We start from the raw sequence: 13,379 nt of genomic DNA, 5'->3' as shown, positions 1-13,379 counted from the left end.
GTTCGTCGTCTGGCGACAGCCCGCCCGCGCCCGCCAGCTGGCGAGCGACCGCGCACGACCCTCGCGCGCGACCCTTTGCTCGCCTCATCGTCGGACGCTGCCCGAGCACGACGAGCCGCAGTCCATCGAGCCCATGTCGCTGTCTCGATGATCGCCGCCCGAGCCGCCCTTGCCCGGCGCCGGCCCGGTGACCGCCATGCGAATGTCACGGTCGGGTCCGACCGAGAGGCTCGTGCGCACGGGGAGGACCTCGTCGATCTCGCGCAGCTCGAGATCGTGGCGGCTGATCAGCGTGCCCAAGGCGATCGCGCCCTCGAACTTGGACAGCATCGCGCCCAGGCAGCGGTGGTCTCCAAAGCCGAAGGGCATGAAGTCGTAGGGCCGCGGGCGCTTGCCGTAGAAGCGCTCTGGGCGGAATTTATCCGGCTCGACCCAGCGCTTGGGGTCGCGGTGCATCAGCGCCATCACCGTGCCGACCAGCGTGCCCGCCGGCAGGTTCCACTGGCCAAAGGTCCAGGGTCGCGCCAGCCGACGCGTGGTGTAAGGGGCCGGCGTCCGAATCCGCATGGCCTCGTCGAGGACCGCGTTGACGTAGGCGTTGCGCGTGTACGCGGTCGCGTCGTCCTCATCGTCCAGCGTGCTCAGCTCGGCGCGCAGGCGCGCGAGGACCTCGGGGTTGCGAAGCAGGTAGTAGAGCGCCCAGGTCAGGGTGTAGGCCGTGGTCTCATAGCCGGCCATCATCACGCTATAGACGTTGTCACGGATGACCTCGAAGGAGATCTCCTCGCCGTCATCGAAGCGCCCGAGCGCGAGGGCGTCGACCACCGCCGACGCGGAGCCCCCCTCCCGTCGCGCCCGCGCCACCGCGCGGACCAAGAGCGGCTCGAAGCGCCGCGCGGCCTCGCGGAAGCGGTGATAGGGAAGCAGGCCACCGAGCGAACGCTGCGTCTGCCGAGCGACCAAGAAACTCGGGTGGATCGCCGACGTCACCTCGGTGGCCGCCTCGGTCAAGATGTCCTCTTCGCTCTCGCTGCGCGGATCGAAGAGCACACGCACGATAACTCGGGTGGTCAATTCACTCATCGCAGTGCGGCACCCAAAGCCGTCCTGGCTGGCGATCTTGTCGCCGATCTTCTCGGCGATCTTGGCGATCTGCTCGCCCCACTTGGGCATGGCCGCGCGACAAAAATGAGGGTTGAGGGCCTTGCGTAGCCGCCGGTGCTCCGCACCGGAGGTCAGTATGACCGAGCGCCGACCCAGGACCACGTCGAAGGTCTGCGGGATACCGCCATCAAAGGTGTCCAGCGGCGCCCGGACCAGCTCCTTGATCATCTCGGGATCCGAGGTGAACACGGTCGTCCCCGTGAGGTCGCGGAGCGTGAAGGTCTGGCCATAGTCCCGCTCCCACTCCTCGAACGCGCCGCAGATATCGCCGGCCAGACGGATGGAAGAGAGCACCCGGGAGCGCGGCCCCGCGGGCAGCCGCGGCTGAGCGCCCGCAAGTGTGTTGAACATTCGAGCTGTCGAATTCATATACTAGAACACTAGGCGCACAACGCATAACAAGCAAGATTTATTTTATGTAATAGACACCAACAACTCTAACTACTTGCACTCTAGTGAGTGGCGGTGCCACCAAAGGGGCATTTTCCCCCAAGACCCAGGCGCCACCGGGACTTTAACCCCAATCCAGCCAGCACGAGAGACTCTATCATGAGAATCGTCAGGCATTCGCGATTCCTCAAAAGCATCAAAATTACAATCGCACCACAGCGTGCCAGGCATTCATCACAGATTGGGGCATCTTTCCACATCGCTAGCAGTGATCAGGTTGCAGGCCCACTCACAGACCCTGGCGCTCAGCGCAATGCACGTGATCGCCGATAGCATCGACAATTGGAGCCAATGCGTCCTTTGGATCAGCGAGCAACCTCGCTTGCGAAGCTCGCGCACCTCAGGAGAGACCGGCGGGCCCGACTTTCTCGTGGTGCCAAAACACGCGGGCTGGCACCCCTGCCCAAATCTCGCGTGCAAGCCGGGTCGCGAGATTTTTCATTGACCCCGGCGGTAGCTCTGGCAGCTTCCGCCCGTGGCACCCACCCTCGAGATCCACCCCATCGCGGGCCCGCTCGGCGCGGAGATCCATGGCGTTGATCTTCGCGCGCCCCTCGAGCCCGCGCTCGTCGAGCAGCTGCGCGCGGCCCTGCTCGAACATCAGGTGATCTTCTTTCGTGATCAGCCGCTGAGCCCCAGCGATCACGCCGCCTTCGCGCGCAGCTTTGGTGAGCCCGCGCTGCACGGCGCCTACACCCACGTCGAGGGCTTCCCGGAGCTGACGATCCTCGAGGTCACCCCCGAGTCGCCGCCCAAGATCGACACCTGGCACACGGACATGACCTTCATGGAGTGCCCGCCCCTGGGCTCGATTCTCCGCGCGCGGGTCATCCCCCCGCGCGGCGGTGACACCATGTGGGCCAGCCTCTTCGCCGCCTGGGAGGGGCTCTCGGACCGGCTCCAGCGCTACCTCGACGGCCTCGAGGCGGTCCACGACTTCCGCCACGGCTTCCGCCACAGCCTCGCCGAGCCAGGGGGAGAGGCGCGCCTGCGCGAGATGATCTCGGCCCACTCGCCGGTCCGCCACCCGGTGGTCCGCACCCACCCCGAGAGCGGTCGCAAGGCCCTCTTCGTCAACCGGCTGTTCACCACCCGGCTCGTCGGCCTCAGCGAGCGCGAGAGCGACGCCATGCTCGCCATGCTCTTCGAGCACCTCGAGACGCCCGAGTACTCGTGTCGCTTTCGCTGGCGCCCGGACTCGATCGCCTTTTGGGACAACCGGGCGACCTTGCACCGGCCGGTCAACGACTTTTGGCCGGCGCACCGCCGGCTCGAGCGGATCACCATCGCCGGCGACCTACCGCGCTGACGCTCGCCCCGGCTGCCGCCCAGCGGTGCCCTCGCAGCGGCTCAGCGGCCGCTCAGCCCCGGCTCAGCGGCCGCTCGGCGGTTGTTCAGCGATCTTCGGGGGCGACCTCGGGGTCTTTGGGCAGGTGCTCGAGGGCGTCGTCGAGCACCTCCTCGCCGACCGCGTGGGTGTCCGTATCGGCCCGCGGCGCCTCCTGAACCACGGCCGCGTCCGGGGTCAAGGTCAGCTCGATGAGGATCGGGAAGTGGTCGCTGCCGACCTTGCCCAGCCGGCGCAGCTCGACGAGCTTGAAGTGCTCCGAGTGGAACACGTGATCGAGGGGAAAGCGCGCCAGCGGGTGATCGGCGTGAAAGGTCGCAAAGGTCCCTCGCCCAACGCGGGGATCCAGCAGCCCGCTGATCTCCTGAAACAAGCTCGTGGTCGTGCTCCAGGCCACGTCGTTGAGGTCGCCAGCGACCAGCCGCGGCCCCGTCATCGCCTCGAGCTCGCGCGCGACCAGGACCAGCTCCGCGTCGCGCTGGGCGCTGCTCTGGCGTAGGTCGGCCCGGGGCGGGCGCGGGTGCAAGAAGACGGCCTGGACGCGCCGGCCACCCTCGAGCTCGATCTCCACCCACACGCTCGGCACCTCCTCGACGACCACGCGGCGGACCTCGGCGGCCGCCAGGGGCAGCCGCGAGTAGACCAAGATCCCGTAGGTGTCGTCCTGCGGGACCTTGACCGTGTGCCCGTAGCCTTCGGCCTCGAGCACGTCGATGGCGGCCATCCACGCGTGATCGGTCTCGACGGCCACGACCACGTCGGGATCGACCTCGCGCACGGCGGCCAGCCAGCGCGCGTACTCGCGGTTGTTCATGAACACGTTCGAGATCAGCAGGCGCAGCCGCGGCCCGGTCGTCTGGCCTGTGACCGCGTGGGTCTGGACGCGCGCCAGCGGCGTATAGGGAAAGATCCGCACGACCTGATAGATGACCGCGGCGGCCAGCGCCGCGACGCTCGCCCACGCCCACCACGAGAGCGACCCCCCCCACAGCTCGAGCCCTCCGAGGACGAGCACGAGGCACACCATCACCACGGTGATCTGCACCCGCGGAAAATCGAACACCCGGATCCACCAGTGCGGCTCGCGGATGAAGGGCAGCAGCGTCCCCGCGATGAAGATCCACGCGAGCGCCAGGACGATGGACTCGAGGACGAGCACGGGCAGGAGAGTGTAAGGGGGCGCCGCGCCACCTCGCCCAGCAAGCGCCACAGGGGGCCCGCGCGGGCCGATCAGCACGAGAAACGGTCTGCGCGGCGCGGGGTCCCGGGGGCGGCGCACCGCCTCGACCCGGCCACGCCCCGGCGCTCCTCCGGCCCACGCCCTTCGCTCGTCGCGGGCCGCCGCTCCTGGCCCCGCTGCGCTCGCCCATGACCTCGCGCATGCACCTGCGAGGGCTCCCTCGGCCTCGACCCATTCAAGTCAACACATTGACTACTATCAACGTCTTCCAACCGGCCAGCCGACTCCAAATATTTAAATCCACCAATTACATTCTCATGAGGTCGTCGATCCTATATATGGTTCTCTCGCTGGTGCGCGTGGCCGACCTGGAGTGACGCCAGCGTCGGCGGGAGCGTGCCGAGCTCCGAGGTCGCAATGACGCCGCCGAGATGACACAAAAACACCGTCACAACTATCGCGGTCGCGGCTTCGAGGGGCTGCTGCGTTCGGTCGAGCGCCTCGCCAGCTCCCCCGAGGCGCCCCGCCTGGGCGCGCGCACCTCCGCCGCCAGCTCCGGCAGCTTGCTCGGAGACGAGCCCGGAAATCGCCAGGTCGCGGCGTGGTTCCTCGGCCCGCGGGCCGAGAACGCCCAGCTCTTCGAGCGCCTGATCGTCGAGAGCCTGCGCGACCACGCCTTTTGGCGGCGAAACTTCCACCCCACGGACCCGCCGGCGATCACCGAGCAGATGAAGCGCGACGAGGGCTACCTCGACTCCCTCGACGTGCTCAACACCGAGTTCAACGCGATCCTGGCCGCGCTGAAGAAGTCCGCGCCCTTCTTCAGCGCGCGCTACCAGGGCCACATGACCTGGGATCAGACCCTGCCAGGCATGGCCGGCTACTTCGCCGGGATGCTCTACAACCAAAACAACGTCGCGCTCGAGGCCTCGCCGGTCACGACCCTGCTCGAGGTCGAGGCGGCCAAGGATCTATGCAAGATGCTCGGCTACCACGAGGACGGCCTCGTCCAGCCCTGGGGTCACCTAACCTGCGGCGGGTCCACGGCCAACATCGAGGCGCTGTGGGCCGCCCGCAACCTCAAGTTCTACCCGCTCTCCCTGCGCCAGGCGCTGATCGCCGATCCCAGCTTGGCCGAGGCCCGTGAGCTCACCGTGACCCTGCCCTCGGGCGAGGCTGGGAAGCTCGTCGACCTCGACACCTGGACCACCCTCAACCTCGGCGTCGACGAGGTGCTCGCGCTCTCGGGGCGCATCGAGGCCGAGTTCGGCGTCTCCCCCGAGCTCGTGAACACGGCGATCTCGCCGCTCTCGCTGCAAAACCTCGGCATGGTCGGCTTCTCCCGCCGCTTCCTCCAGGACGTGCCCGAGCCGGTCATCATCGTGCCCGGCTCCAAGCACTACTCCCTGCCCAAGGGCGCGGCGATCCTCGGCGTCGGCGCGGACTACATGTACAGCGCCCCCCTCGACGTCCACGGCCGCGTGGACATCGGCTGGGTCCAGGACACCCTCGACGCCTGCGCGGCCGAGCGCCGGCCGGTGATCTCGGTGGTCGGCATCCTCGGGACCACCGAGGAGGGGCTCGTCGACGACATCGCCTCGCTCCTCGACCTCCGCGACCAACGCTACCGCCCGCAGAACATCGAGTTCACCGTGCACGCGGACGCGGCCTGGGGCGGCTACTTCGCGGCGCTGCTGCGCACGGACGAGGGCGCCGAGCCGTTGCGCGACGGCCCCGCGCCGGTCTTGCCGATGAGCACCTACGTCACCCGTCAGTACGAGAACCTCCACCGCGCCGACACGATCACCGTGGACCCGCACAAGACCGGCTACCTCCCCTACCCCGCCGGCGCGATGTGCTACCGAAACGGCGCGATGCGCAGCCTGATCGCCTTCGAGGCGCCCTATATCAATTCCGATGGGAGCGCCGACACCAGCTTGGTGATCGGCAGCTACGGCATCGAGGGCTCCAAGCCCGGGGCCGCGGCGGCCGGCGTCTACCTCAGCCACGCCGTCGTCCCCACGACCCAGTCGGGCTACGGCAAGATCCTCGGGCGCACGCTCTACAACACCAAGATGTTCCACTACCGCCTGCTCGAGATGAACGATCCGAGCGAGAACTTCACCGTCGTCCCCGTGCCCCAGCTCGAGCTCGAGGGGGCGCTGAGCCGGTTCTCGAGCGAGGCGGAGCTGATGGCCGCGCTCGCCGAGCGCGTCGCGGGCAAGCCCCACGCCGAGATCCTCGCCAACGACGAGGCCCTCGAGCTGCTCAGCGAGATCGGCTCCGACCTCAACATCATCACCTACGCGTTCAACTTCAAGCGCGGGGGCGTGCTCAACCAGGACCTCGAGGCCGCCAACGCCTTCAACAAGGCCGTGTACCAGCACGTCGGCATCCAGGCCGACGGGCGCCAGGTCCAGGACTATCGGGTGATCCTGAGCACCACCGACTTCAAGAAGGACACCTACGGCGGGGTCTTCTTCAACGACTACAAGCGCCGGCTGCTCGCGCTCGACGATGCCCCCGAGGTCGCGAGCGAGAACTCGATCACGGTCATGCGCTCGGTGATCATGGACCCCTGGCTGAGCGAAGACGCCGGCGGTCAGCCCTTCATGGACACGGTCATCGACGAGCTGCGGACGATCCTCCGCCAGGTCAGCGCTGAATTCGGCGCCTGAACACAGCATCGCACGGGCGCTGCGGTCTGCGGCGCCCGCGTTTTTTTCCTGTCTCTCACCGGTGAACATTCGGGGCGCCACGCAGCGATCCCCCCACACGAGTAGGGCCGAGTAGGGGCCGAGTAGGGGCAGCGCAGCGCCCTCCACACGAAAATCCTGGATGTCGAGACCCGGCCCCGAAGCCGGGCCCCCGCGAAATTCTGCGTTCTGCGCCCTCTAACCCGGGGATGGGCAGACTGCGCGAAATTCCGCGCTATCGAGTCTGGACATGATCGTCTCACGCAACCTCCGGCTCCGCCACGTCCTGCACAGCACGTGGCCGAGCCTGCTCTACTTCACCGGTTTGTCGATAGCGGTCTACTTCCTTCACCATGAGTTCGACCTCAGGACGCTCTCCCTCCCCTTCAACGCGGTCGCCACGCTCAGCACCGCCTTGGCCATCTACCTCGGCTTCAAGGCCAACCAGGCCTACGACCGCTGGTGGGAGGGGCGCAAGATCTGGGGCCTGCTGGTGAACTATAGCCGGGCCTTTTCACGTGAGATCCTGACCTTCGCCCAGCCCACGGAGGCGGCCGAGCTCAACGCGCTGCGCAGCTGGCAGCAGCACATGCTGCGCAGGCACATCGCCTTCGTCCACGGCCTGCGCGTGTTCCTGCGCAAGCCCAACGGCTTCGTCGACCGGCGCGAGGAGCTGCTCAAGCCCGAGAACAGCTACGAGGACATGGCCGACTTCCTCGACCCCGCCGAGTACGAGGCGGTGACCTCGATGAAGAACCCGCCCAACCACATCTTGACCTTGCAAGGTGAGGAGCTCGTCGCCGCCAAGCACAACGGCTGGCTCAGCGACTACCGCTTCGTGCAGCTCAGCCAGACCCTGACCGAGTTCAACAACCACCAGGGCATGGCCGAGCGCATCAAGAACACCCCGCTGCCCCGGCCCTACAGCTTCTACTCCCGGGTCTTCGTCTATCTGCACGGCACGCTGGTGCCCTTCGCCTTCATCGAAGACCTGACCTGGCTCAACATCCCGCTCTCGCTGACGATCAACTTCGTGTTCTTGACCCTCGATCTCGTCGGTCACTACACCGAAGATCCCTTCGAGAACCGCATCGCCGACGTGCCGCTGACCGCCATCGCCTTGACCATCGAGGAGAACATCAAGGAGATGGCGCAGATCAAGCTGCCCGCGCACCCGCTGCCCCAAAAGCCCCCGCCTGTCGAAGGCGTGGTCTTCTAGCCGAATGAAAAAGGGCCGCCCCAGCTGGGAGCGGCCCTTTTTGCGTGGCGTTGTGCCGTCGAGGCGCTACTCGGGCACCTTGCCCTCGCCGGGCTTGGAGCCGGGCGCCGGGGCCTTGCCCTCAGCGGGGGCCTTGCCCTCAGCGGGGGCCTTGCCGTCAGCCGGCGGGGGAGCCTTGTCGCCAGCCGGCGGGGCGCCGGGGGCTCCGTGGGCGTCGCCGGCTTCCGGGGGCGCCTTGGCGTGGGGATCGACCATGCCCGCGTGGGGATCATGGGGGTTGCCCGTGCGCGGCTGGAGGCCGCTCTTGGACCGGTCGCGGGCACGCTTGCGCCGCTCGGCCTTGGGATCGGGGCCCAGCAGCTCCTCCATGGCGTTCTCGATCTCGTAGCTCTCGAGCAGCGACTCCTTGAGCTCGCGCCGGCCCTGGTGGAGCTTGCGCGCCGCGAGGCGCTCGCTGATCTGGTCCTCGAGGGCCTCGAGGGGCAGCTCGCCGGCAGGATACTTGCCGTAGACCTTGATGACGTGGAAGCCGAACTTGGTCTTGATCGGCTTGCTGACGGCGCCGGGCTCGAGGGCGAAGGCCGCGTTGGAGAACTCCTCGACCATGCGATCGGCCGAGAAGATGCCGAGGTCGCCGCCCTTGCGGGCGCTCGGGCCCTCGGAGAACTCGATCGCCAGCTGGGCAAAGTCCGCGCCCTCGGCCGTGGCCTTGGCGTAGATCTCTTCGGCCTTCTCGAGCGCAGCGGCCTCCCACTGCTTCTTCTCCTCCTCGGAGGGCTCGGGCACGGCCTCACCGGGGCCGGGGCGCTCCTCGGGGCCCACCCGGACCAGGATGTGCGCCGCACGGACGCGCTCCTTGTCCTTGGTGTAGTTGGGCTTGATCTTGTCGTACTCCTCTTGGATCTCGGCGTCGGTGACCGCGAGCTTGCCGTCGGCCTCGAGGATGGCGCGCTCGAGCAGCTCGGAGATGTAGAGCTCGCGCAGGCTCTCCTCGCTCTCACCGCGGCGGCGCAGGTGCTTCTCCCAGTCCTTGATGCCGCGCTTTTGCGCCTCTTCGCGCTGCTTGAGCGCGTCCTGGTCGTAGCTGATGTTGCGCTTGTTCGCCTCTTGGCGCAGGACCTCCTGGTAGATCAGGCGGTCGGTGATCGACTTGCGATAGCGACGGTCGGCGGTCTTCGGGATCTCGCGGCCACGGTCCTCGTACTTCTTGAGCTTGAGGTCGTAGATGGCGTGGAAGTCGGCGGCGGTGATCTCCTTGCCGTTGACGACGGCGACGGCACCTTCGGGCAGCCCGGGCAGGGAGTTGGCGCTGGCCGAGCCAGCCTCGGCACCTTCGACCGCACCGACGCTGTCGACGGCCTTTTGAGGCTCGGGGGCTTTGGTGCAGGAGGCGGCGAGCGCGAGACAGGACAAACTGAGCAAGAACGCTGCTGTACGGGGCATGGGACTCCGTTGTCGGGCACCCTCGGAGGTCGCGGCGCCCATTTGAGCGCGCATTGTAGTGTGCAGACCGAGGGGTGACCACCCCGGCTTCGCGCTCCGGCGGGAGCCCACGCACGCAGGCGCCCTTCACGCAAGCTGTCTCGCGGCTGGCACTGACACCCTGCCAATTGCACCCCACGCTGCTTGACGTATGGTCCCGCGAACATGACCAGCCTGGTCCAGATCCGTCGTCCTGGGGCCCCCGACCCCGCGCAGACGCGCGACCTCGAGGAGGCCTCCGAGCCCGCCGCGGAGGTCGGCCCCGACAGCTTGCGGATCTACATGGAGACCTTTGGCTGCCAGATGAACGAGGCCGACACCGCCCTGGTCCTCGGCCGCCTCCAGGCTGATGGCTGGGTCCGCGTCGACGATCCCGGCGCCGCCGACCTCGTGCTGGTCAACACCTGCGCCGTGCGAGAGAAGGCCGAGAGCCGGGTCTACGGCCGCACCAGCCAGCTGCTCGAGCACCGCAGCCGCAACCCCAACCTGGTCATCGGGATCACGGGCTGCATGGCCGAGCACCTGCGCGACAAGCTCGAGACCCGCGCGCCCCATGTCCGCCTGGTCGCTGGCCCGGACAGCTACCGCAACATCGCCGCCCTCGCCCGCCAGGCCGTCGCCGGCGAGCGGGCCGTGGACGTCGCCCTCGACAAGACCGAGGTCTACGAGGGCCTCGACGGGCAGCTCGATCACCGCGGCGACGGGATCTCGAGCTACGTGACGATCCAGCGCGGCTGCGACAAGTTCTGCACCTTTTGTGTGGTGCCCTTCACCCGCGGCCGCGAGCGCGGCGTCCCGCCCCGCGAGGTCCTGCGTCAGGTCCGTCGCCACGCCGCGGCCGGCGTCCGCGAGATCACCTTGCTCGGCCAGACCGTCAACTCCTACGCCTGGGAGGACGTCGACTTCGCCGCGCTGCTTCGGGCGGTCGCCGCCGTCGAGGGCATCGAGCGCGTGCGCTTCACCTCGCCCTACCCCGTCGACTTCTCCCCGGCGGTGATCGAGGTCCTGGCCAGCGAGCCCAAGGTCTGCCCCTACGTCCACATGCCGGTGCAGTCCGGCTCCGACCCCGTGCTCGCGCGCATGCGCCGGGGCTACACCCTGGACGAGTATCGCGCCCTCGTCGATCGCCTGCGCGCGGCCGTGCCCGACATCGCGATCTCCACGGACCTCATGGTCGGCTTTTGCGGCGAGACCGAGGAGGACCACCGCCAGACCCTGGCGCTGATGGAGGCCGTCGAGTTCGACTTCGCGTTCATGTTCGCCTACAGCGATCGCGAGATCACCTACGCCAGCAAGAAGCTCGAAGACGACGTGCCCCACGCGGTCAAGCAGCGCCGCCTGCGAGAGGTCATCGCGCTGCAAGAGCGCCACACCCGGGCCAAGCACGCCGCCCGCGTCGGGACCCGCGACCGCGTCCTGGTCGTGCGCACGACCAAGCGCGGCGACAAGCTGCTCGGGCGCACGCCACACTTCCGCAAGGTCTTGCTGCCCCTGGGCTGCGCCGAGCCGGGCGAGATCGTGGACGTGGAGATCACCGCGAGCACCGGTCACTCGCTCCACGCTCGCCGCCTGACGCAGGCCGAGCTGACCGAGCCGAGCGCCTGAGCTCCGCCTGCACCCCGGCCAAGGGTCCCGACCTCGCAGGCTGTCGCCGAGTCGAGGTGGTGTGGCGGTCATCGTCGCGGGTTGATCTCGCCCGTTGCCCGCGTCGATCCCTCGCGCACAGTAACGATATGGACGACGCGGTGGAGCGACCATTGGTCACCGACTACCTGCGTGTCGCCGAGCACGAAGGCCTCGACCTCGAGCTGCGCCTGCGGCTCGGGGCCGTCGAGGTCGGGCTGATCGCGGTGCGCGAGGGGGCGGTCGTCGACGCAGAGTTTCCGGGGGTCGAAGGCGACGCGGCCCTCGAGTTGATCGCCGAGATCGCGGGCCTGCGGGTCGAGCCCACGGCCAGCCAGGCGCGGCCGCGCCGGATCACCGCGAACTGGCGGACGCTCTTCGCCAGCCAGCTGCGCGCCGATGATCCCGACCGGGTCACCCGTACGAAGCTGGCCTACGCGCAGCTGCGCGCCCTCGCCCTGCTCGACGGCGAGGCCCAGGCGCAGCCCCAGGCGCGCGCGAAGACCCGCCCGGCGAGCTCCCCGAGCACGCCGACCACCTCGAGCTCGCCCGCCCTGTCCTCGGCCTCGCTGGCGATCCTCGACTCCCAGGACGCCGCCGAGCAGGCCCTGCTCGAGCTCATGCACTTCGGCGCCATCGAGGCTTACCTGCGCGGCGACCTCGAGCTCGCCCGGGTCGCTGCCTCGCGCTGCGCCGCGCTCTCGGGCAGCGCCACCGATCGCGCCAACCTCGAGCGCATACGCCTGCGCCAGCTCGAGCGCGACGCGTGGCGCCACCGGGATCACCAGGCCCCAGCCGAGGACGCAGACTCGTGATCTGGGATCTCGATCAGCTCCTCGACCAACAGCCCGACGAGCTGCGCGCCGTCGTGCTCTCTGCCCTCCCCGACGGCTTGGTGGCCTGGGCGTGGACCCGCGACGGCGGCCCCGTCGCCGCGCTCGAGTTCGCGGCCCTCGATCGGGCGGCGACCGCCTGCCTCGGCCGCCTGCAGGCGCCGCCTTCGGCCATGACGCTGTCGCTGATCACCGACGAGCTGCGGATCTTCAGCAGGCCGCTGGACCTCCGCTCGCCCGCGCGTGGGCCCGCGCAGCCAGACGGCTACCGGCTGATCGCCAACTTCGTGTTCGACGGCGCGACCCTCCCCGGGCTCGCCATGGCCCACAGCAAGCAGCTGTGCGTCCGCCTGCGCGAGGCCCTGCTGACCAGCGCCTTGCTCGAGCGCGACACGCTGCGCGAGGCGCTGATACGTGCCCTGGCCGAGCACGGCGATCCGCCGGCGCTGCTGGCCCGGATCGCCGAGGGCGCCGGGATCGCGGCCAACGCCCTCGCGGCGCCGGGCCGGCTGCCCGAGAGCGTGCGCGAGCGAGTCGCCCTCGAGCTCGACGCCGCCCTCGCTTAGGCGACCATAGTGCCGCCTGACGCGCGTCTCGGCGGCACCCTTGGCGCCGCGTTGGCGGGCAGCTTCGCCCTAGCCCAGACGAGCTGACCCACCCCTGCCCCCGGCCTCTCCCCAGCCTGGCGCAGTGCGGTCAGTTGGGCCGTTTTTTGTACGGATGGCCATGACCCACAATGACCCGATCGCGTCATGCTGAGCCATGGAGTCACGATCATCGAGAATTCAAAATTACAGTCATGCTTGAAAGCACCGTTGGGTGGTGATTTGCTCGAGCCACGGGGTGCCAAGGACGGCGCCCGCGATGAAGGAGCGAAGCAGCATGTTCGACAACATCATCCATCCAGACAGGCAGTCTCACGTCTACCCCGGCCGGACCTCGATGATCCGAACCGCGCGCGGGATCATGACCCTCCAGACCGAGATCGCCGGCGCGCCCCTGCAGGTGGTCACGATCATCGACTACCGCGGCCGCGTGCTCCAGCGCTTCACCAACGACGTGCCGGCGCACCTGACCACCGAGGCCGAGCTCACCGCCTTCGCCAACGAGCTCCACGCGACCATCGATACCCAGGTCCAGGCCAAGCTCACCGCGAGCGCGCGCCCCAACCCCGGGCGCGAGCGAGAGCGGCGCCTCGCCGTCGCCGAGCTCTATCGCCGGGCCCTCGACGCCTACGCCAAGGGTGACTCGCTCACCGCCCGCGCGCTGCTCCGCGCCTGCGATCGCATCCGCCCCGGCGAGCCTCGCGTCCGCGCTGCGCTCGAGGACCTTGCGAGCGCGGCCGGCTGCAGGGCTCCGGCCGCCTGATCGACCCGCGAGCGGC

General features: G+C 68.7%; 10 protein-coding genes. 7 read left to right on the top strand and 3 right to left on the bottom strand.

Annotated features, from left to right (window positions below; all coding sequences use genetic code 11):
* Positions 1-84: 84 nt before the first annotated feature.
* Complete coding sequence (locus G6O69_RS21875; RefSeq protein ID WP_172305453.1) at positions 85-1,515, bottom strand: cytochrome P450; 1,431 nt, start codon at positions 1,513-1,515, stop codon at positions 85-87.
* 574 nt (positions 1,516-2,089) lie between these two features.
* Between G6O69_RS21875 and tauD the strand changes: the two genes are divergently transcribed.
* Positions 2,090-2,923, top strand: coding sequence for a taurine dioxygenase (gene tauD, locus G6O69_RS21870; protein WP_172305452.1), 834 nt, complete (start codon positions 2,090-2,092; stop codon positions 2,921-2,923).
* Positions 2,924-3,008: 85 nt separating this feature from the next.
* Here the strand turns inward: tauD and G6O69_RS21865 are convergent, their stop codons facing one another.
* Entirely contained in the window at positions 3,009-4,121 is a 1,113-nt protein-coding gene (locus tag G6O69_RS21865; RefSeq protein ID WP_172305451.1) for an endonuclease/exonuclease/phosphatase family protein, read from the bottom strand.
* Positions 4,122-4,573: 452 nt separating this feature from the next.
* Here G6O69_RS21865 and G6O69_RS21860 point away from each other — a divergent pair, with 452 nt between their 5' ends.
* Complete coding sequence (locus G6O69_RS21860; RefSeq protein WP_172305450.1) at positions 4,574-6,820, top strand: pyridoxal-dependent decarboxylase; 2,247 nt, start codon at positions 4,574-4,576, stop codon at positions 6,818-6,820.
* 268 nt (positions 6,821-7,088) lie between these two features.
* Positions 7,089-8,057 carry a bestrophin family ion channel gene (locus G6O69_RS21855; protein WP_172305449.1) on the top strand — a complete coding sequence of 323 codons (969 nt, stop codon included), beginning with the start codon at positions 7,089-7,091 and terminating at the stop codon, positions 8,055-8,057.
* A 66-nt stretch (positions 8,058-8,123) separates the two neighbouring features.
* On the opposite strand, the gene G6O69_RS21850 is transcribed toward G6O69_RS21855, so the two are convergent.
* Complete coding sequence (locus G6O69_RS21850; protein ID WP_172305448.1) at positions 8,124-9,500, bottom strand: peptidylprolyl isomerase; 1,377 nt, start codon at positions 9,498-9,500, stop codon at positions 8,124-8,126.
* Between the two features lie 204 nt (positions 9,501-9,704).
* Between G6O69_RS21850 and miaB the strand changes: the two genes are divergently transcribed.
* The 4 genes from miaB to G6O69_RS21830 all read left to right on the top strand — a co-directional run bounded on the left by miaB (position 9,705) and on the right by G6O69_RS21830 (position 13,363).
* A complete protein-coding gene (gene miaB / locus G6O69_RS21845) occupies positions 9,705-11,144 on the top strand; it encodes a tRNA (N6-isopentenyl adenosine(37)-C2)-methylthiotransferase MiaB (protein WP_172305447.1) in 1,440 nt (479 codons plus the stop codon).
* Positions 11,145-11,284: 140 nt separating this feature from the next.
* Complete coding sequence (locus tag G6O69_RS21840) at positions 11,285-11,977, top strand: hypothetical protein (protein WP_172305446.1); 693 nt, start codon at positions 11,285-11,287, stop codon at positions 11,975-11,977.
* Positions 11,974-12,561, top strand: a complete 588-nt coding sequence (locus G6O69_RS21835) for a hypothetical protein (RefSeq protein WP_172305445.1) — start codon at positions 11,974-11,976, stop codon at positions 12,559-12,561. Before G6O69_RS21840 ends, G6O69_RS21835 begins: the two co-directional genes overlap by 4 nt.
* A 298-nt stretch (positions 12,562-12,859) precedes the next feature.
* Complete coding sequence (locus G6O69_RS21830) at positions 12,860-13,363, top strand: hypothetical protein (RefSeq protein ID WP_172305444.1); 504 nt, start codon at positions 12,860-12,862, stop codon at positions 13,361-13,363.
* Positions 13,364-13,379: the final 16 nt, after the last annotated feature.

This window comes from Pseudenhygromyxa sp. WMMC2535 (assembly GCF_011083025.2).
Note: the sequence above shows the minus strand (reverse complement) of the source record. Positions and strands in the feature narration are given on the sequence as shown.

Excerpts from the sequence above, each read along its gene's own strand:
- G6O69_RS21875 (WP_172305453.1), bottom strand. The coding sequence starts at position 1,515 with ATGTTCAACACACTTGCGGGCGCTCAGCCGCGGCTGCCCGCGGGGCCG.
- G6O69_RS21860 (WP_172305450.1), top strand. The coding sequence starts at position 4,574 with ATGACACAAAAACACCGTCACAACTATCGCGGTCGCGGCTTCGAGGGG.
- G6O69_RS21855 (WP_172305449.1), top strand. The coding sequence starts at position 7,089 with ATGATCGTCTCACGCAACCTCCGGCTCCGCCACGTCCTGCACAGCACG.
- G6O69_RS21850 (WP_172305448.1), bottom strand. The coding sequence starts at position 9,500 with ATGCCCCGTACAGCAGCGTTCTTGCTCAGTTTGTCCTGTCTCGCGCTC.
- miaB (WP_172305447.1), top strand. The coding sequence starts at position 9,705 with ATGACCAGCCTGGTCCAGATCCGTCGTCCTGGGGCCCCCGACCCCGCG.
- G6O69_RS21830 (WP_172305444.1), top strand. The coding sequence starts at position 12,860 with ATGAAGGAGCGAAGCAGCATGTTCGACAACATCATCCATCCAGACAGG.